This window comes from Williamsia sp. Y712 (genome assembly GCF_059445525.1).
In genome coordinates, this window is sequence record NZ_JCAIUN010000002.1 from 722,982 (window position 1) to 748,418 (window position 25,437).

23 protein-coding genes are annotated in these 25,437 nt (G+C 65.2%); 4 read left to right on the forward strand and 19 right to left on the reverse strand.

Annotated elements, in window-relative coordinates:
- Positions 1-15: 15 nt before the first annotated feature.
- The 4 genes from AC1D75_RS18205 to AC1D75_RS18220 all read right to left on the reverse strand — a co-directional run bounded on the left by AC1D75_RS18205 (position 16) and on the right by AC1D75_RS18220 (position 5,375).
- A complete protein-coding gene (locus tag AC1D75_RS18205; RefSeq protein WP_495516705.1) occupies positions 16-1,314 on the reverse strand; it encodes a M16 family metallopeptidase in 1,299 nt (432 codons plus the stop codon).
- A 35-nt stretch (positions 1,315-1,349) separates the two neighbouring features.
- The gene (locus AC1D75_RS18210) at positions 1,350-3,623 is read right to left on the reverse strand and encodes a polyribonucleotide nucleotidyltransferase (protein ID WP_495516706.1); all 2,274 of its coding nucleotides are present in this window, start codon (positions 3,621-3,623) and stop codon (positions 1,350-1,352) included.
- A gap of 353 nt (positions 3,624-3,976) precedes the next feature.
- Entirely contained in the window at positions 3,977-4,246 is a 270-nt protein-coding gene (rpsO, locus tag AC1D75_RS18215; RefSeq protein ID WP_482139146.1) for a 30S ribosomal protein S15, read from the reverse strand.
- Positions 4,247-4,418: 172 nt separating this feature from the next.
- Positions 4,419-5,375 carry a bifunctional riboflavin kinase/FAD synthetase gene (locus AC1D75_RS18220; RefSeq protein ID WP_495516707.1) on the reverse strand — a complete coding sequence of 319 codons (957 nt, stop codon included), beginning with the start codon at positions 5,373-5,375 and terminating at the stop codon, positions 4,419-4,421.
- Positions 5,376-5,538: 163 nt separating this feature from the next.
- Between AC1D75_RS18220 and AC1D75_RS18225 the strand changes: the two genes are divergently transcribed.
- A complete protein-coding gene (locus tag AC1D75_RS18225) occupies positions 5,539-6,237 on the forward strand; it encodes a metal-dependent transcriptional regulator (RefSeq protein WP_482139884.1) in 699 nt (232 codons plus the stop codon).
- Here AC1D75_RS18225 and AC1D75_RS18230 read toward each other — a convergent pair.
- The 14 genes from AC1D75_RS18230 to rimP all read right to left on the reverse strand — a co-directional run bounded on the left by AC1D75_RS18230 (position 6,234) and on the right by rimP (position 21,636).
- Positions 6,234-6,755 (reverse strand): P-loop NTPase family protein, encoded by a 522-nt coding sequence (locus AC1D75_RS18230; protein WP_495516708.1) that lies wholly within the window; start codon positions 6,753-6,755, stop codon positions 6,234-6,236. The genes AC1D75_RS18225 and AC1D75_RS18230 overlap by 4 nt on opposite strands.
- A gap of 29 nt (positions 6,756-6,784) precedes the next feature.
- Positions 6,785-7,723 (reverse strand): tRNA pseudouridine(55) synthase TruB, encoded by a 939-nt coding sequence (gene truB / locus AC1D75_RS18235; RefSeq protein ID WP_495516709.1) that lies wholly within the window; start codon positions 7,721-7,723, stop codon positions 6,785-6,787.
- Positions 7,720-8,376, reverse strand: a complete 657-nt coding sequence (locus AC1D75_RS18240) for a 4'-phosphopantetheinyl transferase family protein (RefSeq protein ID WP_495516710.1) — start codon at positions 8,374-8,376, stop codon at positions 7,720-7,722. The genes truB and AC1D75_RS18240 overlap by 4 nt, the downstream gene beginning before the upstream one ends.
- Positions 8,373-9,365 carry a metallophosphoesterase family protein gene (locus AC1D75_RS18245; protein WP_495516711.1) on the reverse strand — a complete coding sequence of 331 codons (993 nt, stop codon included), beginning with the start codon at positions 9,363-9,365 and terminating at the stop codon, positions 8,373-8,375. Before AC1D75_RS18245 ends, AC1D75_RS18240 begins: the two co-directional genes overlap by 4 nt.
- Positions 9,366-9,423: 58 nt before the next feature.
- Entirely contained in the window at positions 9,424-10,599 is a 1,176-nt protein-coding gene (locus tag AC1D75_RS18250; protein WP_495516712.1) for a T6SS phospholipase effector Tle1-like catalytic domain-containing protein, read from the reverse strand.
- Between the two features lie 26 nt (positions 10,600-10,625).
- Positions 10,626-13,223, reverse strand: coding sequence for a LuxR C-terminal-related transcriptional regulator (locus AC1D75_RS18255; RefSeq protein WP_495516713.1), 2,598 nt, complete (start codon positions 13,221-13,223; stop codon positions 10,626-10,628).
- 36 nt (positions 13,224-13,259) lie between these two features.
- Positions 13,260-14,642 carry an MATE family efflux transporter gene (locus tag AC1D75_RS18260; RefSeq protein ID WP_495516714.1) on the reverse strand — a complete coding sequence of 461 codons (1,383 nt, stop codon included), beginning with the start codon at positions 14,640-14,642 and terminating at the stop codon, positions 13,260-13,262.
- Positions 14,639-15,613, reverse strand: coding sequence for a DHH family phosphoesterase (locus AC1D75_RS18265; protein WP_495516715.1), 975 nt, complete (start codon positions 15,611-15,613; stop codon positions 14,639-14,641). Before AC1D75_RS18265 ends, AC1D75_RS18260 begins: the two co-directional genes overlap by 4 nt.
- The gene (rbfA, locus tag AC1D75_RS18270) at positions 15,610-16,095 is read right to left on the reverse strand and encodes a 30S ribosome-binding factor RbfA (RefSeq protein ID WP_495516716.1); all 486 of its coding nucleotides are present in this window, start codon (positions 16,093-16,095) and stop codon (positions 15,610-15,612) included. The genes AC1D75_RS18265 and rbfA overlap by 4 nt, the downstream gene beginning before the upstream one ends.
- Before the next feature lie 144 nt (positions 16,096-16,239).
- Positions 16,240-16,530 carry a DUF503 domain-containing protein gene (locus AC1D75_RS18275; protein ID WP_495516717.1) on the reverse strand — a complete coding sequence of 97 codons (291 nt, stop codon included), beginning with the start codon at positions 16,528-16,530 and terminating at the stop codon, positions 16,240-16,242.
- Between the two features lie 18 nt (positions 16,531-16,548).
- Positions 16,549-19,524 carry a translation initiation factor IF-2 gene (infB, locus tag AC1D75_RS18280; RefSeq protein WP_495516718.1) on the reverse strand — a complete coding sequence of 992 codons (2,976 nt, stop codon included), beginning with the start codon at positions 19,522-19,524 and terminating at the stop codon, positions 16,549-16,551.
- 80 nt (positions 19,525-19,604) lie between these two features.
- Entirely contained in the window at positions 19,605-20,102 is a 498-nt protein-coding gene (locus AC1D75_RS18285) for a YlxR family protein (RefSeq protein WP_495516719.1), read from the reverse strand.
- On the reverse strand, positions 20,030-21,055 hold the full coding sequence (gene nusA / locus AC1D75_RS18290; RefSeq protein ID WP_482139122.1) for a transcription termination factor NusA: 1,026 nt from the start codon (positions 21,053-21,055) through the stop codon (positions 20,030-20,032). The genes AC1D75_RS18285 and nusA overlap by 73 nt, the downstream gene beginning before the upstream one ends.
- Positions 21,052-21,636 (reverse strand): ribosome maturation factor RimP, encoded by a 585-nt coding sequence (gene rimP, locus AC1D75_RS18295; RefSeq protein WP_495516720.1) that lies wholly within the window; start codon positions 21,634-21,636, stop codon positions 21,052-21,054. The genes nusA and rimP overlap by 4 nt, the downstream gene beginning before the upstream one ends.
- 179 nt (positions 21,637-21,815) lie before the next feature.
- On the opposite strand from rimP, the gene AC1D75_RS18300 reads away from it, so the two are divergent.
- Positions 21,816-22,346, forward strand: coding sequence for a hypothetical protein (locus AC1D75_RS18300; RefSeq protein WP_495516721.1), 531 nt, complete (start codon positions 21,816-21,818; stop codon positions 22,344-22,346).
- The gene (locus AC1D75_RS18305) at positions 22,343-22,780 is read left to right on the forward strand and encodes a ferritin-like domain-containing protein (protein WP_495516722.1); all 438 of its coding nucleotides are present in this window, start codon (positions 22,343-22,345) and stop codon (positions 22,778-22,780) included. The genes AC1D75_RS18300 and AC1D75_RS18305 overlap by 4 nt, the downstream gene beginning before the upstream one ends.
- Before the next feature lie 51 nt (positions 22,781-22,831).
- On the opposite strand, the gene AC1D75_RS18310 is transcribed toward AC1D75_RS18305, so the two are convergent.
- On the reverse strand, positions 22,832-24,571 hold the full coding sequence (locus AC1D75_RS18310; protein WP_495516723.1) for a proline--tRNA ligase: 1,740 nt from the start codon (positions 24,569-24,571) through the stop codon (positions 22,832-22,834).
- Between the two features lie 119 nt (positions 24,572-24,690).
- On the opposite strand from AC1D75_RS18310, the gene yaaA reads away from it, so the two are divergent.
- Positions 24,691-25,434 (forward strand): peroxide stress protein YaaA, encoded by a 744-nt coding sequence (yaaA, locus tag AC1D75_RS18315; RefSeq protein ID WP_495516724.1) that lies wholly within the window; start codon positions 24,691-24,693, stop codon positions 25,432-25,434.
- Positions 25,435-25,437 lie beyond the last annotated feature (3 nt).

The window sequence follows — 25,437 nt, forward strand, 5'->3', positions numbered from 1 at the left end:
AGCGCGCAACGCCCGTCAGTGCACCAGCGAGGTCAATGACTTCGGTAGCTGACGGTGGTTGCGGTACGGACCGATCACAGCCGCACCGAAGGGTTGTCCGAGCAGTTCCCTGGCGACCCTGGTGGTGTCGGCAGCGCTGACGCGATCGATCTTGCGCAATGCCTCGTCGACGGTCATCCGCTTGCCGTAATTGATCTCACCGCGACCATTGCGGTGCATCCGGGACTGCGAGTCCTCCAGGCCCAGGACCATGGCCCCGCGGAGCGACCCCTTGGCACGGGCGAGCTCTTCTGCGGTGATCCCGTGTTCTGCCACCTCGGTCAGGATCGTGGTCATGACCGACGTGACCTCGGCGAGATGGTCGGGCGAGCAGCCCGCATACACCGAGAACGCACCGACGTCGGCGAACGAATCGACCGACGAATACACCGAATAGGCCAGGCCCCGGGCTTCCCGAATCTCTTGGAAGAGCCGGGAACTCAGTCCCCCACCGACTGCGGTGTTGAGGACCGACAGTGCCCATCGGTCGCCACTGCCACGACCCGGCGCGCGCACACCGAGCAACAGGTGCGCCTGCTCGGAGTCGCGATAGGACACCTCGAGCGTGGGTCGGCCGCCGATCGCCTTGGCACCCAATCGAATCGGTGCCGGTTTTGCTTCCTTGTCGAGATGTCCGGCGAACGTCGCGCGGGCGGCGGCAAGAACCTCGGCGTGGTCGACGTTGCCCGCGACCGACAAAACCATCTTGTCGGGGGTGTAGCGGCGCTGATGGAAGGAACGCACCTGCGTGCGCGTCATCGACGTGATCGACTCGGCCGAACCGATGACCGGCCGTCCGAGCGGATGATTGCCGTACATTGCCGTCATGAACAGGTCGGCGAGCAGATCCTCGGGATCGTCGTCGCGCATGGCGATCTCTTCGAGGACCACCGCCCGCTCGATCCCGACGTCCTCGGTTCGGCATTCGCCCCGCAGGACGACGTCGGCGACGATGTCGATGGCTGTTGCCATGTGCTCGTCGAGGACGTGGGCGTAGTAGCAGGTCTGCTCTTTGCCGGTGAAGGCATTGAGTTCTCCGCCGATTGCATCGATCTGCTGCGCGGTGTTCGCCGCAGACCGGGTCGGCGTCGACTTGAACAACAGGTGTTCAAGGAAATGTGCGGCCCCGGCGACCGAGGGCTTCTCGTCTCTAGATCCAACCGCGACCCACAGTCCCACCGACGCCGAACGCACGCCAGGAAGATACTCGGTGACCACCCGGAGCCCACCGGGCAGTACGGATCTCCGTACTGCCCGGTGGGTAACTGAGGACACAGACTTATGCGTCCCGGTTAAATCTGCTGTGCGGCTCAGGCTTTCGCCTCTGCAGCAGCGTCGGCGGGAGCAGCGGCCTCGTCTTCGACGGGGACCAGGCTGATCTTGCCGCGATCGTCGATGTCGGCGATCTCGACGCGGATCTTCTCGCCGACGTTGACAACGTCTTCGACCTTGCTGATCCGCTTGCCCTTGCCCAGCTTCGAGATGTGGACGAGGCCGTCGCGGCCCGGAAGCAGCGAGACGAACGCACCGAAGGTGGTCGTCTTGACGACGGTTCCGAGGAACCGCTCGCCCACCTTGGGCAGCTGCGGGTTGGCGATGGCGTTGATCATGTCGATCGCGGCCTGGGCAGACGGTCCATCGGTGGCGCCGACGAACACGGTGCCGTCGTCTTCGATGGAGATGTTCGCACCGGTCTGCTCGGTGATCGAATTGATCATCTTGCCCTTGGGCCCGATGACCTCGCCGATCTTGTCGACAGGGACCTTGACCGTGGTGACGCGCGGCGCGTACGGGCTCATCTCGTCGGGTGCGTCGATGGCCTCGGCCATGACCTCGAGGATGGTGCTCCGTGCGTCCTTCGCCTGTGCCAGCGCCGAAGCCAAGACACTCGAAGGGATGCCGTCGAGCTTGGTGTCGAGCTGCAGGGCCGTCACGAAGTCCTTGGTGCCTGCGACCTTGAAGTCCATGTCACCGAAGGCATCTTCGGCGCCGAGGATGTCGGTCAGTGCCACGTAACGGGTCTGTCCGTCGACCTCGTCGGTGACCAGGCCCATGGCGATACCGGCAACCGGCGCCCGCAGGGGAACACCGGCGTTCAGCAGCGACATCGTCGATGCGCAGACCGAACCCATCGAGGTTGATCCGTTGGAGCTGAGCGCCTCGGACACCTGGCGGATGGCGTACGGGAATTCCGCGACGGTCGGCAGCACCGGCATCAGAGCGCGCTCGGCAAGTGCGCCGTGCCCGATCTCGCGACGCTTCGGCGAACCGACGCGACCGGTTTCACCGGTCGAGTACGGCGGGAAGTTGTAGTGGTGCATGTAGCGCTTGCTGGTCTCGGGTCCGAGCGAATCGACCTGCTGGGCCATCTTGACCATGTCGAGGGTGGTGATGCCCAGGATCTGGGTCTCGCCGCGCTCGAACAGGGCGCTGCCGTGTGCACGCGGGATGATCGCGACCTCGGCGGACAGCGAACGGATGTCGGTGACACCGCGTCCGTCGATCCGGAAGTGGTCGGTCAGGATGCGCTTGCGCACGAGCTTCTTGGTCAGCGAGCGGAATGCAGCGCCGATCTCCTTCTCGCGGCCTTCGAACTTGCCTGCGAGGTCGGTCAAGATGTCCGACTTGAGCTCATCGGTCTTGTCGTCGCGCTCGGACTTGCCCGCAATGCTCAGGATCTCTCCGAGACGCGCGGCTCCGGCAGCTTCGACAGCGGCGAAGACGTCGTCGCCGTACGGCGGGAACAGCGGGAAGTCGCCGGTGGGCTTGGAAGCCTCGGCGGCCAGCTTCTGCTGTGCTTCACAGAGGCGGGCGATGAACGGCTTGGCTGCCTCGAGGCCCTCGGCGACAATCGCCTCGGTCGGCGCCTGGGCGCCACCTTCGATGAGCTCGATCACGTTGTCGGTGGCCTCGGCCTCGACCATCATGATCGCGACGTCGGCGCTGTCACCTTCACCGGAGACGATGCGGCCGGCGACAACCATGTCGAAGACTGCGCCTTCGAGCTGCTCGACGGTGGGGAATGCAACCCACTGGCCGGCCTTGTTCTCGTCGGTCGGGATGAGGGCGACGCGGACGCCACCGACAGGTCCGGAGAACGGCAGTCCGGCGATCTGGGTGGACGCAGAAGCCGCGTTGATCGCGACGACGTCGTACAGGTCTTTGGGATCGAGGCTCAGGATGGTGACGACAACCTGGATCTCGTTACGCAGGCCGTCGACGAACGACGGGCGCAGCGGCCGGTCGATCAGGCGGCAGGTCAGGATCGCGTCGGTGGACGGACGGCCTTCGCGGCGGAAGAACGATCCGGGGATGCGGCCTGCGGCGTACATCCGCTCTTCGACGTCAACCGTCAGCGGGAAGAAGTCGAACTGTTCTTTCGGGTGCTTGCCGGCGCTGGTGGCCGAGAGCAGCATGGTCTCTTCGTCGAGGTAGGCGACAACTGCGCCGGCTGCCTGCTGCGCGAGACGTCCGGTCTCGAAACGGATGGTGCGGGTGCCGAAGGTGCCATTGTCGATGATGGCGGTCGCTTCGGTGATCTCGTCGTCGTACTCCACAGCGTCTGTGCTGGTGACGTCGGTCATGTGTGGGAATCTCCTACTGTTGGCTTTCAGGTTCGCGACCGACCTGCAAACAGTCGGCCGGCTCGCGGGCAAACACACGCGAGTAGGCCCTGCGCCAGGAGAATGTGCGGCTGTCGCCGTGTGACGGCCGTCGATCGAAGCCGCCGGACGAACGTACCTACGTTCCGGGAGCCACTACCGAAGACCGCTCACCAGTGCGGACGCACAGACGAACATTTTCCTGACACAAAAGCCAAGCCGAGGATATCACTTGACATCCTCGGCTTTGACGATCTTGGGGTTTACATCTGTCCGGCCTGGCCGGTCAGAGGCGCTTTACCTGGCGAATCGCCGGGGCGAGTCGCCGTCGGCAACTAGCGGCGCAGACCCAGGCGCTCGATCAGCGTGCGGTAACGCTGCACATCGACCTTGGCGACGTACTTGAGCAACCGGCGGCGCTTACCGACGAGCAGCAGCAGGCCACGACGGCTGTGGTGGTCATGCTTGTGCTCTTTGAGGTGCTCGGTGAGATCGACGATCCGCTTGGTCAGCATTGCGACCTGAGCCTCGGGGGATCCGGTGTCGGTCTCATGCAAGCCGTACTCGGCGAGAATGGTCTTCTTTTCTTCAACGGTCAGTGCCACAAAAACTCCTGGTTATGACGATCGCGCGTGAGTGTGAGAACACCCGGCGGTCTTTCGACCGCCGCATGAACCGGTGCGGCCACCGCGAACCGCAGCGCACACCAACGGACAACTCTACCGGCGGCGGGACCGCCCGGCCAAATCGTCGCGACCGGACCGGCTGTCGGCAGGGCTACGGGAGCAGCAGTCGGGTCTGGTCCACATCTGCGGAGATCTGGTCGGTCAGGTTCGAGACCTCGTCGTACTTCGCCTGACCTCGGATCCGGGCCACGAAGTCGACCGCCACGTGCTGGCCGTACAGATCGGCCGAGGTGTCGAGGACATACGCCTCGATGGTCCGGGTACGGCCGGAGAACGACGGGTTGGTACCCACCGACACCGCTGCTCGGTAGCTCTCCCCCGGTTCGACCTGGCCAACCACCGGGCCGGCGCCGAGGACCGTGAACCAGGCGGCGTACACACCGTCGGCCGGGATGGCCGAATACATCGGCGGGGCGATGTTGGCCGTCGGGAATCCGAGGTCGCGGCCACGGCCGTCGCCGCGCACGACAACACCTTCGACGCGATGTGGCCGTCCGAGCGCTTCGGTGGCCGTCGCGACGTCACCGGCATCGACACAGGACCGGATGTACGTGGACGACAACGTGACCGCGTGTTCTCCGAGGAGCGAGACCGCCTCGACCTCGAAGCCGAATCGCTCGCCGAACTTGCGCAGTGTCTCGACGTTGCCTGCCGCCTTCTTACCGAACGTGAAGTTGTCACCGACGACCACAACTTGGGCATGCAACCGCTCCACGAGCACCTCGTGCGCGAAATCCTTGGGTGTCTGTGCGGCCAGAACAGGCGTGAACGGCATGACGCAAAAGACGTCGATCCCGAGCTCTTCGGCCAGTTCGGCGCGCCGCGTCAGGGTCGAGAGCTGCGGCGGATGGGTTCCCGGACGCACGACTTCGGCCGGATGGGGATCAAATGTCATCAGGACCGCGGGCACGCCACGTTCTTTGGCCGCCCGGATGGCCCTGGTGATCAATTGCGCATGTCCACGATGGACGCCGTCGAAAACGCCGATCGTGACCACACATCTGCCCCAGTCCGCGGGGATATCGTCGAGCCCTCGCCAACGCAACACCGCACAAGCCTACGACCCCGCACCGACCGATGCGACAGCGCACACTCTCTGCCCCTTCGTGAGCACAGAAACGATGCGTTGTTGGTGCGGCAATGACACAGATCCCAGTCGGTCGTCATAAACTCGGTCGGTGCCCTCTTCAGAGACCCCCTCCGAATCCACGGTGGACGCCGCCACCCTGGCCGGGCTGAAGGCGGTTTCCGAGCTGTCGACGGTCACCCAGGACTATCTGAAGGTCATCTGGACCGGGCAGGAATGGAAGCCCGAGAAGATAACCACCAAGATGCTGGCCGAAAAGCTCGGTGTGTCCCCCTCCACGGCCTCTGAAGCGATCCGCAAACTCGCCGACCAGGGCCTGGTGGTGCATGAGCGCTACGGGTCGATCACCTTGACCGACACCGGCCGTACCGCCGCGATCCTGATGGTCCGCCGCCACCGTCTGCTCGAGACCTTCCTCGTCCGAGAACTCGGTTACAGCTGGGACGAGGTCCACGACGAGGCCGAGGTTCTCGAACACGCGGTCTCCGACCGGTTCATGGCACGCCTGGACATCAAACTCGATCACCCGACCCGCGACCCGCACGGCGATCCCATTCCGTCCATAGACGGTTCGGTCCCCACCCCGGATGCCTCACTGTTGGCCGATCTAGAAGTCGGGGCCGGGGGACGCATCGCGCGGATCGCCGACACCGATCCAGAGATGCTGCGCTACTTCGATTCCGTCGGTATCGCTCTCGACCGCAAGGTCACCATCCGCGAACTGCGGCCCTTCGCCGGCACCATCGAGATCAGCATCGACGAAGGCACACCCATCGACCTGGGAGACATTGCCGCCCGGGCGATCTGGCTCGTCACCGCCTAGCGGGTCTGCCGGCGCAGTAGCGGCCCCGCAAGCCACCGGTCGACCTCACGTTGCGAACGCAACCGGACGACGACAAGGTGCGGAAACTCCGAAGCGAGAACCGGCACGAGATCCGTGTACTTCTTTCGTGTTGCCACGGCCCAGCGAAGCACGTGCACCCGCTCGGTGAAGATCGTATACAGCGGCGGTTCGATATTCCCGTTCCAGAGCAGTTCGCGTCGCACCCTCCGCCGCACCGTACGCCGCAGCAGTCGCGGAAATGTGGTGCGCCAGAACGGGAGATCGAGCCAGACCAGAAGATCTGCATGCTCCACGAGCATCCGGCGAGCAACCTCGTACTGCCACTCCGTGACCCACGCGTCGGTGTCCACCAGGGCTCGGACATCGCTCAGGAACTCCGGCCGCGGTGTCCAATCCGGGCCATGGAACAGCGCGTCGATCTCCGTGTGGGGCGCACCTATGAGAGCCGAGATCTGACCGGCGAGTGTCGTCTTGCCGCTCCCCGATACCCCCGCCACCAGAACGCGTTTCGGGCGTCGCCCGGCGCTCAATGCCCGCGCAGGGTCGCGGGCCGCACCACCATGACCGAACTGGCGCGACGGCCCTTCTCCTGTAGCAATGCGATCGTGTGACCGTCCGGGTCGATGGCGGCGTAGGTGCCCTCCAGACCGAGGGGCTCCAACCAACGGCCCTGGCTGATCGATTCGGCCTCTTCGGCGGTGATGTTCCTATGCGGGAAGGCGAACTGTGCGGCCGCGTCGATGTCGAGCGAGACACCCGGGTCATCGGCGAGTTCTTCGAGCGTGCGGGCGACATCCAGCCCGAAAGGCCCAACCCTGGTGCGGCGCAGGGCCGTCAGGTGTCCCCCGACGCCCAGTGCGCTTCCGAGATCGCGGGCCAGTGACCGGATGTACGTGCCGGCCGAGCATTCGACCTCGACATCGACATCGGTGTAGGTGACCCCATCGGGATCGTTGTCGCCGGGCGGCACCGGGCGGACCTGACCGACCTCGAAACGGGACACGGTGACCGGCCTGGCCTTCAATTCGAACTCGGCACCGTCGCGGGCCAGTGCATGCGCCCGACGGCCGTCGACCTTGATGGCGCTGACCCGCGCCGGGATCTGGCTGATGTCCCCGGTCAGGGCCTCGACCTGTTCGACGATCTGGCCGACGTCGATGTGCCCGGCGTCGGTCGACGAAATGACCTGCCCCTCGGCATCATCGGTGTCCGTTGCCGCCCCGAGGCGGATGGTCGCCGTGTACGCCTTGGTGGTCAGGGACAGCAGACCCAGCATCTTGGTGGCCCGCTCGACCCCGATCACCAGCACGCCGGTGGCCATCGGATCAAGTGTGCCTGCGTGGCCGACCTTCCTGGTCTTGAGCAATTTTCGGCACTTGGAGACCACGTCGTGGCTGGTCAGCCCCTGGGCTTTGTCGACGATCAGCAGTCCGGCACCGTCGAGACCCGAACTCAAGGTGCTCACAGCGAGATCACCGCGATGATCAGTCCGCCCTCGACAAGCCACCGGCCGTCGAACCCGAGAAGCGGCTCACCTCCGTCGATCGTGGCACCGTCGACGAGCAGATCGCTGCGAAACGTGCCCATGGTCCCCGTTTCTGTCTGTTGAAAAGTGATGTGTGCGTCCTCGAAACCGAGCCATCGTTTGGTCAGCGGAAACCAGGCCTTGTACGTTGCCTCCTTGGCGCAGAACAGGAGTCGATCCCAGTGGACTGAATCATCCCGTGCCGCCAAGACCTCCCGTTCGGGTTCCAGACTCACCGCGTCGAGCACCCCTTCGGGCAGCGGTGCGTGCGGTTCGGCATCCATACCCAGCGACCGCACCTGCATCGCATATCCCGCGATGGCGGCGCGATAGCCGTCACAGTGGGTCAGGCTGCCGACGACCTGACGCGGCCACAGTGGCTCACCCTTCTCACCGCGCATGATCGGCACCGGCTCGATACCCAACTGGCCCAGAGCTTCTCGTGCACAGTTTCTCGTGGTGACGAATTCCTTGCGACGCTTTTCGACAGCCCGCGCAATCAACCCGGCCTCGGCGGCCAAGGGTGCAAGATCGGGCATCTCACCAAACGATTCGGCCACCGCAACCCCGGAGGGCAACAGCTTTTCGATCATGGTGTCCCGCCTCGATTCTCGTCACGCTGCGCTCTGCGCGCCTTGATGTCCTCACGCTTGCGCGTCAATTGTTCGGCGAACTCCGCAGCCCGCTCCCGATAGTCGGGTGGCAATTCGAACCGGGCACCGTGTTCGGGCAGGTGCTCGGGCCGCAGACCCTCGTCGGGTGCAATCTTGCGGAGCAAGGGTTCGGGCAGACCACGACGGTTCCATTCGCGGGGGTAGCCGACCGAGACCTCTTCGAAGCGGACGTCGTCGTACCAGGTGGTCCGTGGGATGTGCAGGTGTCCGTACACGCAGCACGACGCGTTGTACCGCGTGTGCCAGTCGTCGGTCAGCTCACTGCCACACCACAACGCGAACTCGGGGTACATGAGCGCGTCGGTCGGTTCGCGCCGCAACGGCCAGTGGTTGATGAGTACCTTGGGCTCGGTCCGATCGAGTTGATCCAACCGCTTTCGGGTCTGCTCGATCCGGGCGCGTCCCCATGCGTCACGGGTCGGGTAGGGCTCGGGCGAGAGCAGGAACTCATCGGTGGCCACCACGTTGTTCTCGCGGGCCACAGCCAGCGCCTGGAGCTTGTTCGTGGTTCCTGCCGGCCGAAAGGTGTAGTCGTACAACAGGAACATCGGGACCACGCGGACCGGGGTCGACCCGTCACCGGCATCGAACAGCGGGTAGATGTCTTCGGGCGTCACGACGCCGAGGTCGCGGCACATCTGGACGAGGTAGTCGTATCGCGCCACCCCGAAGATCTGCATCGGGTCTTTGGCTGTGGTGTACAGCTCATGGTTGCCCGGAACCCAGATCACGGTCTCGAACCTCGCCTTCAGGCGACGCAGCGTGTCAGAGAGGTCATCGGTGCGCTCACTCACATCACCGGCGACGATGAGCCAGTCACCTTCACCTTGCGGCTGGATCCTGTCGATCACCGATTCGTTGCCGCGATGTGCGACATGTAGGTCACTGATCGCCCACAATGTCGCCATGAATATCCCTTCGCGCGCCTGCCGGGGGCGGTTTGCCCCAACACGCGAGGGTAGCCGACTACACCACGGTGGTGTGTCCGGGCTCTTCGGCGGCCCGCGTCGTCAGCTGTGCTGCGACGGTTTGATACCGGTCGTCACCGACGCCGTCGATCCACCACTTGACACCGGCGACCGGCAGCGAGCCACCGTTCTCGACAACCCACCGCCGATACACATCGTCAGCCAGATCGACGGCGACGTCGGCGTCCTGATACGTCCCGGCGCTGCGTTCGAGTATCCGCCATCCGCGCTGGAATCGTGATCCGAACCGTTTCGCAGGCGTCAGCGAATCGACCATCGCACCCAGTGCGTTCAGTACCCGGTAGGGAACTTTCAGAGTCTTGTGCAGCATCACATCCTGCGGCTCGGTGACGAGCCGATTGTCCGCGAACACCAGACCTGCTGCGCGTGCCTCGGCGACCATCCACTTGAGCGATCTGTTCGCCAGCTCGCACTGCTCGTAGCCCCCGCCGACATCGCTGTGCACACCGTCGAACCAGATCTGTTTGACGTCGGGGGTCGCCTTCTTTTTCTTGTTCTCCGTCCACAGGGCCGGCGCGAAAGCCCGCCGGCGCTCGTGAATTGCCAAGGCGTGCCTGGCGGTCGCGACCTGGGGTGTCAGCGACACGTTGTGAAAGCGGTAGTTCCGGCGTGTCACACCCGGAACACCCAGGGTTCCGACGGTGTCGAACACGCCGAGGAATCGAACGATGACGTCATTCTGGTCGTAGCAGTCGGTCTGGAAATCGGCTACATCCTCAGACCATTCGGGGGTGGGCTTCTCACCCTCGGCCGGTCGTCCCCGATAGAGCGGCATCACTTTCGACAGTTTGTTCTCCGCCAGTCCATCGGGTTTGAGCAGACCGATCGCATCGATCATCCCCACCAGACTCCGCGCCGTGTATGCGCCGCGACTGAATCCGAACACATAGATCTGGTCTTCCTTTTCGTAATTCAATGACAGGAACCGGTAGGCCCCGACGATCGCCGCGTCGAGTCCCAGCCCGAATGCACCACCGACGAGCTTCTCGAATCGCGTGGCACCGGTACCGACTCCGGCGGCGTAGTAGACGATCTGGACGGGATGGTCTTTCGGTGTGGTTTCTATCGCCCTGGCGATCTTCTCGATGTTCGAGACGTCCTTGTCATCGGCGTTCTTCCATGTGCCGTCACAGCACACGACCAGGTTCTTCACGTCTATGCCCTCCCCCGAAGCAGTTGTCAGTTCTCGTTTTTCAACAACGTCGCCAAGTCCGCGCGGTCAGAGAGATCGAGTTTGGTGCATGCCCGGTAGATGTGTCCTTCGACGGTGCGCACAGACACCGTCAACCGCTCGGCGATCGCCTTGTTCGACAAACCTGCCGCGACCAGCGTGGCGATCTCGCGTTCGCGGGCGGTCAGCGGCAACGGATGGGCGGCCGCAATCATCGCCGGTGTGCGCAGCCCACCACATTCTGCGGAGAGCCGGGCCGCAGTGGACGCCGACGCCGCCATCGCTGCCCGTTCGCCTGCGGTGTCGTGGACGGTTGCGGCCTGCGCAGCTGCGTCTGCGGCGGATACGAGCGCACCGATCTGCGCGAACTCGTCGACGCTGGCGTCCAGTGCCGCACCATCGCCTGCGGCCACCGCAGCAGCATGACGTGCGTACGCACCGACGAGTACACCGTCGATCTGACCTGCCAGTTCGGTCAGCCGCGGTGCCGCGGTCTCGTCGCCGAACCGGGCCGCGGCATGCAGGGCCTCGGCCTCGATGCTGAACTGCCCGGCATCGGCTGCCTGCTCGGCCGCCGCGCGGGCCTCCGAAATCGCTTCGCCGGTCACCCCCTGTGCCGCGGCGAGCCACGCCGCGGTGAGCTGGACCTGCGGGCCGAACACGCTCACGTAGCGACCACTGCGCTGCTGGGCGTCGGTCAGGACGCGAAGCGCATCGGCGTCACGACCCAGCGCCGAATAGCATTGGGACACCATAATTCTGGCTGGAAAGGTCCAGGCCGCAGCCGAGGTGGTCTCAAGGGCGGCCAGAGACTGTTCGAAGCGGCCGGCGGCCGACTCCAGGCGACCTCGGGCCAGATCCACCAGACCCATCACGATGTTGGCTATCGCCCAGCCCAGGAACTGCCCCGCCGCAGTGAACTGCAGATTGCGACCTGCCTCTTTCTCGGCCTCGTCGAATCGCCCGGTGTAGACCAAGCCCATGACGCCGCCGTATCCGGCCATGAACTTCAGCAGGCCATCGATCTTCAGTTCCACCTCCCGGCCGCGGGCGGAGATTTCGGCGACCTCGGAGCCATGTCCACTCAGTGCCCGCGCCCATCCACCACCAAAGCAGGCCCATTCGAGCGCCCAGGGAGATGTCTGCGGCGCCCCGAGTACACGCTGCGACCGCTCCAGGGCCTCGTCCAGGCGCCCTTCGAACAGTGCGCAGGCCGACGCGATTCCGTCGACCACCTGCTCCAGCGCAGGATCGTCGATCCGCTCGGACACCAGCGCGAGCACCTCATCAGCTCGACGGCTCTCGCCCATCGACCACAGCAGATTGCTGATCCGGGTCAACCCCCACTGCACCAGCTGCACCGGATCCATCTCGTCCGGGTCGAACGCGGTGAGAGTCTTCTCCGCGGCTTCGGTCCGCCCCTGCCAAAGCAGCGCCCGGGCAAGCAGATTCGCTGCGGTGAGCCCGCCGCCGGCATCGAGCGCCGCGTTCGCAAAACGTTCACCCAACGGCACATTCGCCAACATGATCGCATCGTTGGCCGCTCGGCAGAGCAACTCGGCGTCCACCTTCTCATCACTGTCGAGCGAGAGCTCCGCCAACCGGATCCGCTCCGCCGGGCCGCCGACCTCCCGGCCGGCCAGTGCTTTCACCAATTGACCGCGCAGCCGGCGTGACGACGCGATACCGAGCCGGCGACGGATCACATCACCGAACAGCGGATGTGTGTAGTGGACGTTGAACCGCGAACCCTCGCGCGCGACCCGGATCAGTCCTCGGGCCTCGGCGTCGTCGACCGCGGCGTCGCCGACCAGTTCACTCAGGACGTCCATGTCCAACGGCTCGCAGAACGTCAGAAGCTTGAGCACCTGCAGCGACGAGTCGTCGAGCTGATCGATCCGGCTCTCGAGCAACGATGCCAGCTCGGATGTGACCGCCGCCCGCCCTCGCAACTGCCACACACCCCGAACCTGGCGCAACGCACCGGAGTCCAACGCACCTTCCACCAGGTGGTGCAAAAACAGGGCGTTACCGCCGGAGGCGTCCCAGATCACGTCGGCGCTCAGACCCTCGAGGTGGCCGCCGAGGACCGATTCGATCAGCTCGACACTCTGCTCCTTGGAAAACGGTGAGAGCACCAGACGCACCAGGTGCCGGTCTTTCCAGAGTGAGGTCACCGCATCGGGAACCACTTCACCGCTGCGCACGGTCGCGATGATCCGGACCGCCCGGTCGATGGCGAGCTGATGCAGCAACGTCGCGGACAGCTCATCGAGCAGGTGCGCGTCGTCGACACCGATCACCGTGTCGCCCCCGGCCAGCAGGGCTGCACGCGCCGCGGACATGAATGTGACCGGATCGGTCGACGTCGCAGGCCCGACGAGATGGGCAAACGCACCCAACGGGATGCTCCGAGCCGATTCGGTTCCGGCCACCCAGCGCACCTGCCCCGACATCGTGCCGGTGGCGTAGCGCGCCAGAGTGGTCTTGCCCACGCCGGGTTCACCCGTGAGGACAACACCGAGGTCTGGTGCCTCGGACGCGAGAGCCGATTGGATCGTCTTGAACTCCCGCTCGCGTTCTATCAACGGCCATGTGCGAGCCACGGATAAATACTAGGCCGCAAATACCCAGGTTGGAGGTTAACTTTGCGGTGAATGCCCGTTCGCCACCGCAGTCCACCGGCCACCACGGACCCGCCACACGCCCGTGATCAGTCGAAGTGCCATGAACACAACCAATCCCGACCAGATTCCGGCCAGACCCCAGTCGAAGATCAGCGACAACCAGATCAACGGAAAGAACCCGAACAGTGCACAGGCCAATGTCGCATTTCGCAGGAATGCCGCATCCGCGCTGCCAAGGAGTACGCCGTCAAGAGCGAACACCACGCCGGCAACCGGCAACATCGCGACGAAGAACCACCAGGGTGTGCTGACCGCATCGAGCACATCGGGATCGGAGGTGAAGATCTTCGGCACCAGCGAACTCCCCAGCGCAAACAGCGCGGCCAGCACGATCGACACCCCGACCGACCACTGGGTCACGCGGCGGGTGACCCGCCAGGCGGCCGGAACCGCACCGGCACCAAGCGCCGCACCGACCAGCGCCTGGGCCGCGATCGCAAACGAATCGAGCAACAGCGCGACAAAGTTCCACAGCTGCAGCACCAACTGATGCGAGGCCACCGCCGCAACCCCGAAGCGACTGGCCACCGCGGCAGCCGACAGAAAGCAGATCTGGAATGACAGACTCCGCAGAATCAGGTCACGCCCCAATGCCAATTGCGAAATAATGACCGACCACCGGGGCCGACGACTCGGCACGTGTTCTCGCGTACATTCGGCGAGCACACGTACCGCGAACAACACCCCGGCCACGCCCTGCCCGATCACGTTCGCGACCGCGCTGCCCTCCAGGCCCATCTCGGGTGCACCCAGCAGTCCGTGTACCAGCAGTGGACACAGAACAGCTGAAATACCGAGCCCGACAACCACATACACAATCGGACGACGGGTCTCCTGCACACCTCGCATCCACCCGTTTCCTGCCATCGACAACAGGATCAGTGGCACCCCGCACACCGCGATCCGAAGCCACGCAGTCGCCTCCTGAGCCACCGACCCGCCACCGGTCAACGCGTCCAGAATCCATGGCGCACCGAGCTGGACCACCGCAACAATGGCGGTTCCCACCCCGAGCGCGATCCAGGACGCCTGCATTCCTTCGAACACGGCGCCGGCTCGATCACCCGCACCAAACTTCTGTGCGGCGCGCGCAGTTGTCCCATACGACAAGAACGTCAGCTGGGTACTGACCACCCCCAGCACCAGAACCCCGACACCCAGTGCGGCCAGATCGGTCCCACCGAGCCGGCCGACCACAGCCAGGTCGAGCATCAGATACAGCGGTTCGGCGATCAAGACCACCAGGGCCGACATCGACAGTCGCAGGATCCGCCTATTGGTCGGATTGACTTCTGGTGCGAATTCAGCGACCCCGGACGCTCCGGATTCCGTACTCACACGGAGGCGAGGAACTGCTCGACCACCTCGGCAGCGGTCCCGGAGGCTCCGAAACCGGCCGCGAGCTGATGACCACCGCCACCATGCGTCAGTGCGATCGGCACCAGATCAACCTTCGACTTCGCCCTCATCGACACAGTCCACTGACCGGGGGAAGATTCTTTGAACACCACTGCGACTTCCGCTTCAGCGGTGGTCCGGACGATGTCGACCACGCTTTCGCTTTCTTCCCAGCCCAATTCGGCAGCGGAAGCATGGTCGACCACGGCGTACACCAGTCCGAGTCCGTCAAAGGCCGACTTCACCAGTACCGCGGATTCGAGTGCGGCGGCGACCATGGCGAGCCAGCCAAATCTGTGGGTGTCGAGCAGAGTCCTGGTCCATCGCCGACCGTCTACACCGACCTCGAGCATTCGCGCAGCGATCAGGTGCGACTTCGGCCGGCCCCACTTGAAGGAACCGGTGTCCGTGACAACGCCGGCGTAGATGCAGGTCGCCATGTCGGGCCCCACACCGACACCGAGCGCATCGATGATCGACAAGACGAGCTCTGCGGTGCAATCAGCTTGAGGATCAATGTAATTGATCGTTCCGAAGCCGGCATTGGACACGTGGTGATCGACGACGATCGAATGCGTCGCCGCCTCGACCACCGTCGAAAGCGCTTCGAGGCGGTAGATGCTCGCACAGTCGACTGCGACCACCACGGGATAGCCGACAATGTCCGCGGGGTCGATGATCAGATCTGCGCCGGGTAGTTGGGCCAGTGCTGTCGGCAGCTCCGTCGGTCCGGCAAAACTGACCTCGACGACAGCACCCAACTGCCGCAACGCATCCGCCATCGCCAGACCACTGCCGATCGTGTCGGCGTCGGGCCGGGTATGGCAGAGAACCGTGACCTCCGGAGCCGCGGACAACACCGCTGCGACAGAGCGCAACACCGGGTCGGTCGGAACCGGTGCGCTACTCACCGCTCGCCTGAACCCGTGGCTTCGTCCCCGGAATCCTCATCGTCATCATCGGCGCGTGGTTCACGGTACGGATCGGCGTCACCGGCCGGAGCGGCATCCCGCGCAAGTCGGGCCACCTCTTCGTCCTGAAGACGGGCACGCTCGAGGAGCTCTTCCATCTCCCGTGCAGTGTCCGGGATCCGGTCGAGCACAAAGGTCAGCGTCGGGGTGAACCGCACACCGGTTCCCGCACCGACTTTGGACCGCAGGACACCGGTGGCCTTGGCCAATCCGGCCGCCGCGGACGAATAGTCGGGCGGTGTATCAAGCGAGGGGCCCATCACCGTGTAAAAAATCGTTGCCTCGTGGAGGTCGCCGGTGACCTTGGCGTCGGTCACCGTCACATAGGCGAGCCGGGGATCCTTGATCTCACCCGCGATCGCCGACGCGACGATCGTCGAGATCCGCTTGGCCAGCCGCTGTGCCCGTGCTGGGTCTGCCATGGCAGCTCACTCTCCTGGTTTCCGGTGTATCCGGCCGCCGGCCGGACCACCCATTGTCTCTCATCCGCAATCGTCGTTGTCGCAGCCACTTCGCCAAGCGTCGCCGCCGCGACGGTCTTTCAATCGTCGCTGCCGCGAACAGTCTCAATCGTCGCTGCCGCGAACAGTGCGTCGAACCGACAGTACTTCGATCTCGGGGCGACCCGAGACCAAGGCCTCGCAGGCGTCGAGCACCTCGCCGACGTGCCGGGTGTCGCCGGCAACTACGGCGACACCGATACGGGCACGGCGGTGAAGGTCATGATCGTCGACCTCGGCGACCGACACCCGCAGACGCGCCAGTGATGCGACGATGGGTCGCACCACTGAGCGCTTCTGCTTGAGTGAGTGGATGTCGCCGAGCAGTAGGTCGATTTCCAGTGAACCGACGAACATCTCAGCCTGCCGGGACTATCAGTCCCGTGCCTTCTCCCGCAACTCGTAGGTCTCGATGACGTCGTCGACCTTGATGTCGTTGTACGTAATCGTCAGACCACATTCGTAACCGTCGCGAACCTCGGTGACATCTTCCTTCTCACGCTTGAGCGAGGAGATGGTGAGGTTCTCGGCGACGACCTTGTTGTCACGCAGCAGACGCGCCTTGGCGTTACGCCGCATGATGCCCGAGGTGACCAGACAGCCGGCGATGTTGCCGACCTTGGACGACCGGAAGATCGCACGGATATCCGCCCGGCCCAGCTCGACCTCTTCGTAGACCGGCTTGAGCAGACCCTTCAGCGCGCTCTGGATCTCGTCGATGGCCTGGTAGATCACCGAGTAGTACCGGATGTCCACGCCTTCGCGGTTCGCCAGCTCCGTCGCCTTGCCCTCGGCCCGGACATTGAACCCGATGATGATCGCGTTCGACGCCGACGCCAGGTTGACGTTGGTCTCGGTGACGCCACCGACACCGCGGTCGATGACGCGCAACTGCACCTCGTCGTCGATCTCGATACCCATGAGTGCCTCTTCGAGGGCTTCCACGGTTCCCGAGTTGTCGCCCTTGAGGATCAGGTTCAGCTGCGAGTGCTCCTTCAGTGCCGAATCCAGATCTTCCAGGCTGATCCGCTTGCGGCTACGTGCGGCCAGCGCGTTGCGCTTACGCGCATTGCGGCGGTCGGCGATCTGCCGGGCGATCCGGTCCTCGTCGACCACGAGCAGGTTGTCGCCTGCACCGGGGACCGACGTGAAGCCGATGACCTGGACGGGACGCGACGGCAATGCCGCGGTGACGTCTTCGCCGTGCTCGTCGACCATTCGACGAACGCGTCCGTAAGCGTCACCGGCAACGATCGAGTCGCCGACGTGGAGCGTTCCGCGCTGGATGAGCACGGTGGCCACCGGGCCACGACCGCGGTCGAGGTGCGCCTCGATGGCAACACCCTGCGCGTCCATGTCCGGGTTGGCCCGCAGGTCAAGCGAGGCATCCGCGGTCAGCAGCACTGCTTCGAGCAGTGCGTCGATGTTGGTGCCCTGCTTGGCCGAGATGTCGACGAACATCGTCTCGCCGCCGAAGTCTTCTGCGACCAGCCCGTATTCGGTGAGCTGGGCACGGATCTTCTGCGGATCGGCGCCTTCCTTGTCGATCTTGTTGACCGCCACGACGATCGGCACGTCGGCCGCCTGTGCGTGGTTGATCGCCTCGACCGTCTGCGGCATGACACCGTCGTCGGCCGCGACCACGAGGATCGCGATGTCGGTGGCCTTCGCACCACGGGCACGCATGGCGGTGAACGCCTCGTGACCGGGGGTGTCGATGAAGGTGACCAGGCGCTCGTTGCCGTCCAGTTCGGTAAGGACCTGGTAGGCACCGATGTGCTGCGTGATGCCGCCGGCCTCGCCCTCACGGACGTTGGCCTTACGGATCGTGTCGAGCAGTCGGGTCTTACCGTGATCGACGTGACCCATGACGGTCACCACCGGCGGACGCTGCTCGAGATCTTCCTCGCCACCTGCGTCCTCGCCATAGGTGAGGTCGAAGGAGTCGAGCAGTTCGCGATCTTCGTCTTCCGGGCTGACGACCTGGACGGTGTAGTTCATCTCGCCGCCGAGCAGCTCCAGCGTCTCGTCGTTGACCGACTCGGTCGCCGTGACCATCTCGCCGAGGTTGAACAAGGCCTGCACAAGTGCTGCCGGGTTCGCATTGATCTTGTCTGCGAAGTCGGACAGCGAAGCTCCACGAGCAAGGCGAATGGTTTCACCGTTGCCACGTGGCAACCGGACGCCGCCGACTGCGGGAGCCTGCATGCTCTCGTACTCGGCGCGTTTTGCCCGCTTCGACTTGCGGCCACGACGAACGGCACCGCCGGGGCGACCGAACGCGCCGGCTGCACCGCCGCGACCACGGCCACCGCCACCGGGACGACCCCGGAATCCACCGGGAGGGCCTCCGGTCGGAGCACCGGTCGGAGCTCCACCGCCGCCACCACCGGGTCCACCACGGTAGCCACCGCCACCGCCTGCGCCGCCGGGACGACCGCCGCCGCCACCGGGTCCACCGCGGCCTGCGCCGGGTCCACCACGAGCGCCGCCGGGTCCACCGGGACCGCTGGGACGTGCCGAACGTGCCGGCATCGCACCCGGGTTGGGGCGAGGAGGCATGCTGCCGGGGCTAGGACGAGGTCCGCCCTGTCCCGGTGCGGGACGAGGACCACCCTGACCTGGGGCCGGACGGCCACCACCGGCGGCTGCACCACCGGCGCCGGGACGCTGTCCCCCACCTGGGCGGGGTCCACCGGCACCCGGTGCCGGACGTGCAGCGGGGCGCTCTACCGGTGCTGCACTCGAATAAGGGTTGTTGCCGACACGCGGTGCACGCGGGCCGGGCTTGGGGCCACCGGGGCGCGGTGCCTGAGCCGGACGCGAAGGAGCTGCGGCAGCCGGGGCTGCTGCGGCCGGGGCTTCGGGCGCGGCCGGAGCGGGAGTGCTCTTGGCCGGTGTTGCCGGTGTTGCCGGTGCACTCGGCGCCGGCGCGCTCGAGACGGGCTTCGACGGGGCCGGAGTCTGCGCAGCGGGGCGCGGGGCCGGGGTCGGAGCTGCCTTCGGCGCAGGGGTCGGCCGCTGTGCACCGGGCTTGGCACCGGTGGACGGTGCTGCCGGAGCACCTGCATTGCTTGTGGATACCGGTCCCGGACGCGCTGCGCCCGGTTTTGCCGGTGATGGTTTTCCGGCCGGGGCGTTGCCTCCGGCGGATCCTGATTGTCCCCCGGCGTTACCGGCGGGGGTGTCCTGTCCTGGGAAGGACTGGCGAAGTCGCCGGGCCACGGGGGCCTCAACGGTCGACGACGCAGATTTTACGAACTCGCCCTGCTCGCTGAGACGTGCAAGCACTTCCTTGCTTGTCACTCCCAGTTCCTTGGCCAATTCATGCACGCGGGCCTTGCCTGCCACTGCTCTCCTCACTTGGAGGTCGAGCGGCATTGCCCGCTACGACCTCGGTTTACGTCCGAAACGTGCTCATCGCAAGAACTTCACGGTGTGCTCATGTCTTCTGCTACCTGTTCCTTAGTGGCCGACTGATGCCGGCCTCTCTGTTTGGCTACCGATTCGATTTCTCGGCTCAGTAGATCGGTGTCGACGGTCAACCCGCCGATCCGAAATGCCCTTGCGAAGGCCTTGCGCTGAATCGCGGTTCCCAGACAATCGGGATCCGGATGCAGCCAGGCGCCACGCCCTGGCATGGTCTTGCGATGGTCCAACACAACCACCTTTGCGCTGTCGTCGCGCCGCACGACCAGCCGAACGAGTTCGGCGGCCGGGTGACACTGTCGACATCCGACGCACGTACGCATCGGCAGATTTTCGCGGTGGCGCGAAGGATCACTGTGGACCATCGACGAGTCTACCGTCCACTGCGAGTTAGATGCTAATGACACCCGTCTCGGCGCGTTTCCGCTCAGCTCGCACCTGCCGCAGATGGCTCGGAATCCGAGTCGGTCTGGGCGTCGCTGCGGATGTCGATGCGCCATCCGGTGAGCCGGGCAGCCAGGCGGGCGTTCTGCCCTTCCTTGCCGATGGCCAGCGACAACTGGTAGTCGGGCACCACGACTCTGGCGGCTTTGGCCACCGGATCGACGACTGTGACCGATACAACCTTCGACGGTGACAGTGCATTCCCGACAAACACGGCCGGGTCTGTGTCGTAATCGATGATGTCGATCTTCTCACCGGCGAGCTCGCTCATGACGTTGCGGACGCGTTGCCCCATCGGTCCGATGCAGGCACCTTTGGCGTTGAGTCCGGCAACCCCGGTGTGGACGGCGATCTTCGACCGATGACCCGCCTCCCGGGCAACCGCCACGATCTCGACCGACCCGTCCTCGATCTCGGGGACCTCGAGGGCGAAGAGTTTGCGCACCAGATTGGGGTGCGTGCGCGAGAGTGTGATCTGCAGGCCGCGGGATCCGCGTGCGACGCCGACGACGTAGCACTTGATCCGCTCGCCGTGCACATAGGTTTCACCGGGTACCTGCTCGGCGGGCGGCAGTACACCTTCTTGGCCCGTGGCCTCGCTGCCGATGCGCACGACCACCATGCCGCGGGCGTTGGCGCGGGCGTCCTGCTGCACCACGCCACCGACGATCTCACCCTCATGGGTGGAGAACTCGCCAAAGTTCTTGTCGTGCTCGGCATCTCGCAGACGTTGCAGGATCACCTGGCGGGCCGTGGTGGCCGCGATGCGTCCGAAACCTTCAGGGGTGTCGTCCCATTCGGAGATGACGTTGCCATCGGCGTCACGCTCTTGCGCCATCACGCGGACCTTGCCGGACTTGCGGTCGACGTCGATGTACGCGTGTGGTGCAAACCCGTCGGTGTGCCGGTAGGCCGTCAGCAATGCCGACTGGATGGTCTCGATGACGGCATCGATCGTGATGCCCTTTTCGGCCTCGATCATGCGAAGCGCTGCAATGTCGATATTCATTTGTTCCCTTTCCTTCTTGCCTCGATCTGCTCGGGATCAAGGCCGCACACCTCGAGTTCGGCAGCACTGGGCTCACCGAAGTCGACCTGTACAAACGCTTTGCGTACTGATGCCAATGCCACGGTCGTGGTGGCGAAACCCTTGCTTGTCTTCGTGACCAGTTGCACGCTGGTCTGATCCTCGTCGAGAGCCCCGATCCGGCCGGCGAGTCGCTCTGGCGGATCGGCGATGAGGTCGACAACCACTTTGCGTCCGGCTGCGCGGCGCCAGTGCCGCGGCTGTGTCAGCGGGCGGTCGACACCCGGTGAGGTGACCTCGAGGGTGTAGGTCGGCAATGCGGCCAACGCGTCGTCACCCTCGGCGCCGGTCTCGTCATCCGTACCGTCGAGGATCGTCGAGACCGAGCGGCTCAGCTCGGCCAGCTCGTCGAGCGACGCACCGCCGTCGCGGTCGACGACCAACTTGACCAGATTCTCCGGGCCCGTCGCCACCACCGACAGTTCCTCGACGTCGTATCCCTTGTCGGTGACTGCCGGTTCGATCAGTCCACTGATCCGTTCGTGGTCGATTGCCCCGGACATCGGTGTCTCCTCCATGTGCAGTTGTCAGGTCTTTACTCCGAACAGCTTAACGCCCCGGAGCGCCTGTCCTTGACCATCGACTGCGCCATCCGGTGACGAATGGGCCACAGTCGAACGGCGAACCGCCGAGCGGTGCGCGGGATCTGCCCTCGCCGACCCGGGCTGGCACTATTGACCGTGTGACGGTCAGTGAAGTTTCACCATCAGATGGCATTCGGGGAATCACGTCCTCCCGCCGCACTTTCCTGCAATCGGCAGTGGCGCTCGCCGCGGGCGCGACGGCGATCTCCGCGGTCGCGGCCTGCGGATCGGACGGCACGACGAGCGCGCAGCAACGACTGGCCGATCAGCTCCTACCTCAGGTCACCGCGGCCAACACCGACGCCGCCGCCGCGACGGCGGCGATTGCGGGCAACCCGGACCGGGCGGCGGCACTCACCGTCATCGCCGAACAACGGACAGCGCATTCGGTCGCCCTGACCGACGAGATCACCCGGCTCGACTCCGGCCGGGCTGCGACCGCGTCGAGTTCTGCCACACCGAGCCCCGCGGTGACCGCGCCACCGACAATCGATGAACTCCGAACGCAGCTCACGGCGTCTGCGAACTCCGCCGGAAACCTGGCCATCGAACTCTACGGTTACGTTGCCGGCCTCCTCGGGTCGATCAGCGCCGGGACCACAACTCTTGCGGCGGTGCAGCTCTCATGACCCCAACCACCGATGCACTCGCCGTTGCCGTGACCGCGGAGAACGCCGCAATTTTCACGTACGGCGTAGTTGCGGCACACGCGGCGCCCTCGCGCCAGCAGGCGATCAGCGAATACACCGCCGAACACCGCGCACTGCGAACGGAATTGGAAACGGCTCTGACCGCGGTCGGCGCCCCGGTACCACCGGCGGCGGCCGGCTACAACCTGCCGATCACCGTCACCGATCCCGCGTCGGCGCTGACAGTCGCGCTGGCCGCCGAAGAGGACTGTGCAGTGGCCTATCGCAGCCTGCTCGAGCGGGCGTCCGATCTGGGCAGTCGCCGGCTCGGCCTTCAAGGACTGACCGGCAGTGCCCTCCGGGCAGCGAATTGGCGGGTGGTCCTGCGGATCTCACCGGCGACCGTCGCGTTGCCCGGCGGAGATCCAACTTAGCCCGAGTTGCGGATCGGCCCGGTCGATGACCGGGCCGATCGCGCGAACCGACTAGCGATTGGCGAGCAGTGCCTCGACCGCGGAATCGGAGGCGACCTCGGTCGCCTCTCCGGTGAAACGGTCGCGGATCTCGACGGTGCCGTTGGCCCAGCCGCGTCCGACGACCACGACCACCGGCATGCCCAGCAGCTCGGCGTCCTTGAACTTCACACCGGGGCTGGCCTTGCGGTCGTCGAGGAGCACGGACATACCGGCGGCGTCGAGGTCGGCGGCAAGACTCTGCGCACCGGCCCAGGCCTGCTCGTCCTTGTTCGCGATGACCAGGTGGATGTCGTACGGCGCCACAGACTTCGGCCAGCGCAGGCCTTTCTCGTCGTGTTGCTGTTCGGCGATGACGGCAACCATCCGCGAGACGCCCACACCGTACGAGCCCTGGATCAATCGGACCGGCTTGCCGTTCTCACCGAGGACGTCGACCTCGAAGGCATCGGTGTACTTGGTGCCGAGCTGGAAGATGTGACCGATCTCGATGCCGCGGGCCGCGACAAGGGTGCCCAGACCGTCCGGCGACGGATCACCGTCGCGAACCTCGGCGGCCTCGATGGTGCCGTCCGGCACGAAGTCCCGGCCGACGACCAAGTCGACAACGTGCTTGCCCTTTTCATCTGCACCGGTGATCCAGGCCGTACCCTCGACGATCCGCGGGTCCACCACGTAACGCACACCGTTGTCCTGCAATGCTTTCGGACCGATGTAACCGCGAACCAGGAACGCGTTGGCGGCGAAGTCGGCGTCGCCGATCATTTCGACGGAGGCCGGTTCGACGGCAGCTTCGAGTCGCTTCATGTCGACCTCACGGTCACCTGGGATACCGATCGCCAGCAGTTCGGTCTCGCCGTCGGGCCTGCGCAGCTTGACCACGACATTCTTGAGTGTGTCCGCCGCGGTGAAGCCCCGGTCCGGGAACGTCTCCTGCGCCCAGGCGACAAGCGTGTCGATGGTCGGGGTATTGCCTGTGTCGTACACGGTGGCCGCGGGCAGACCCTCGATCGGCAGCGCGGGCGGCGCCGGGGTGACGACGGCCTCCACGTTGGCCGCATAACCCGACTCCGGGCTGCGGACGTAGGTGTCCTCGCCGACTTCACTCTCGGCCAGGAACTCCTCTGATGCCGAACCGCCCATGGCACCGGAGGTGGCGGCAACGATCACGTACTTGACCTGAAGACGGCGGAAGATCTCCTGGTAGGCCTCGCGGTGGGCGTCGTAGGACGCCTTGGCACCGTCCAGACTCAGATCGAACGAGTAGGAGTCCTTCATGATGAACTCGCGTCCACGCAAGATGCCGGCCCGGGGACGCTCTTCGTCGCGGTACTTGGTCTGGATCTGATAGATCGTCAGTGGCAGATCTTTGTAGGACGAGTACTCCCCCTTGACCAACTGGGCGAACAACTCTTCGTGGGTGGGTCCGAGCAACATGTCGGCACCCTTGCGGTCCTTGAGCCGGAACAGCGCGTCGCCGTATTCGGTCCACCGTCCGGTGGTCTCGTAGGGCTCGCGCGGCAGCAGCGCAGGCAGCGAGATCTCCTGCCCGCCGATGTTGTCCATCTCCTCACGGACGACGGCCTCGACCCGGCGCAGCACCTTCAGTCCCAGTGGCAGCCAGCTGTAAACGCCGGGGGCGACACGGCGGACATATCCGGCGCGGACCAGCAGCCGATGGCTGGGCACCTCGGCGTCGGCAGGATCGTCGCGCAGAGTGCGCAGGAAAAGGTTCGACATGCGTGTGATCACGTCAGACACCATATCGCTGCGCCCACATCGGGCTGCATCCTGTGACCGGACCATGCCCCAGTCCGCCGAGTCGACCGGGCCGGGGCGGTGGCCGGGGTGGACCGATACGGTCTATCACTGTGTTGATCGTGCTGCCCCCCTCCGAGACCAAGGCCACCGGTGGCCGTGGCGCTCCCCTCGACCTCGACCTCCTCTCGCTGCCCACCCTGACGCCGCTGCGCCGCAAGATCGCCGACGCGCTGGTCACCACGGCCGGTGACCCGGTGGCCAGTCAGAAGGCGCTGGGGCTGGGCGTATCCCAGCTCGACGAGATCGAGCGCAACGCCCAGTTGTGGTCGAGTCCGACCTGTCCGGCGATCGAGCGGTACACGGGCGTGCTGTTCGACGCCCTCGATTACAAGTCGCTGACGCGGTCCGCGAAAGCCAAGGCCGCAGATCGGCTGGCGATCGGTTCGGCGTTGTTCGGCGTGGTACGCGCCACCGATCCGATTCCCGCATATCGGTTGTCGGCCGGATCGAAGCTGCCCGGATTCGGAACCCTCGCGGCCAACTGGAAGCCGGCGCTCACCGATGCACTCGTCGGGCTGGACGAGGATCTGATCATCGACCTACGGTCAGGTGGCTATCAGCAACTGGGTCCGGTCCCCGACGCCATCACCGTCACCGTGCTGACCGAGTCGTCCAACGGCACCAGGACGGTGGTCAGCCACTTCAACAAGCATCACAAGGGTGTGCTGACGCGATCGTTGCTCGGCTCACGCAAGCAGGTACGCGACGTCGACTCGCTGGCTGCGGTTGCCGTCGCGGGCGGTCAGCGTGCCGAGATCGGCTCGGACCGTGAACTGATCATCCTCACGGACTGAGCG

Excerpts from the sequence above, each read along its gene's own strand:
- nusA (WP_482139122.1), bottom strand. The coding sequence starts at position 21,055 with ATGAATATCGACATTGCAGCGCTTCGCATGATCGAGGCCGAAAAGGGC.
- rbfA (WP_495516716.1), bottom strand. The coding sequence starts at position 16,095 with ATGGCAGACCCAGCACGGGCACAGCGGCTGGCCAAGCGGATCTCGACG.
- AC1D75_RS18210 (WP_495516706.1), bottom strand. The coding sequence starts at position 3,623 with ATGACCGACGTCACCAGCACAGACGCTGTGGAGTACGACGACGAGATC.
- rimP (WP_495516720.1), bottom strand. The coding sequence starts at position 21,636 with ATGTCCGGGGCAATCGACCACGAACGGATCAGTGGACTGATCGAACCG.
- AC1D75_RS18285 (WP_495516719.1), bottom strand. The coding sequence starts at position 20,102 with ATGGCGCATCGACATCCGCAGCGACGCCCAGACCGACTCGGATTCCGA.
- AC1D75_RS18245 (WP_495516711.1), bottom strand. The coding sequence starts at position 9,365 with ATGGCGACATTGTGGGCGATCAGTGACCTACATGTCGCACATCGCGGC.
- AC1D75_RS18240 (WP_495516710.1), bottom strand. The coding sequence starts at position 8,376 with ATGATCGAAAAGCTGTTGCCCTCCGGGGTTGCGGTGGCCGAATCGTTT.
- AC1D75_RS18305 (WP_495516722.1), top strand. The coding sequence starts at position 22,343 with ATGACCCCAACCACCGATGCACTCGCCGTTGCCGTGACCGCGGAGAAC.
- AC1D75_RS18275 (WP_495516717.1), bottom strand. The coding sequence starts at position 16,530 with ATGTTCGTCGGTTCACTGGAAATCGACCTACTGCTCGGCGACATCCAC.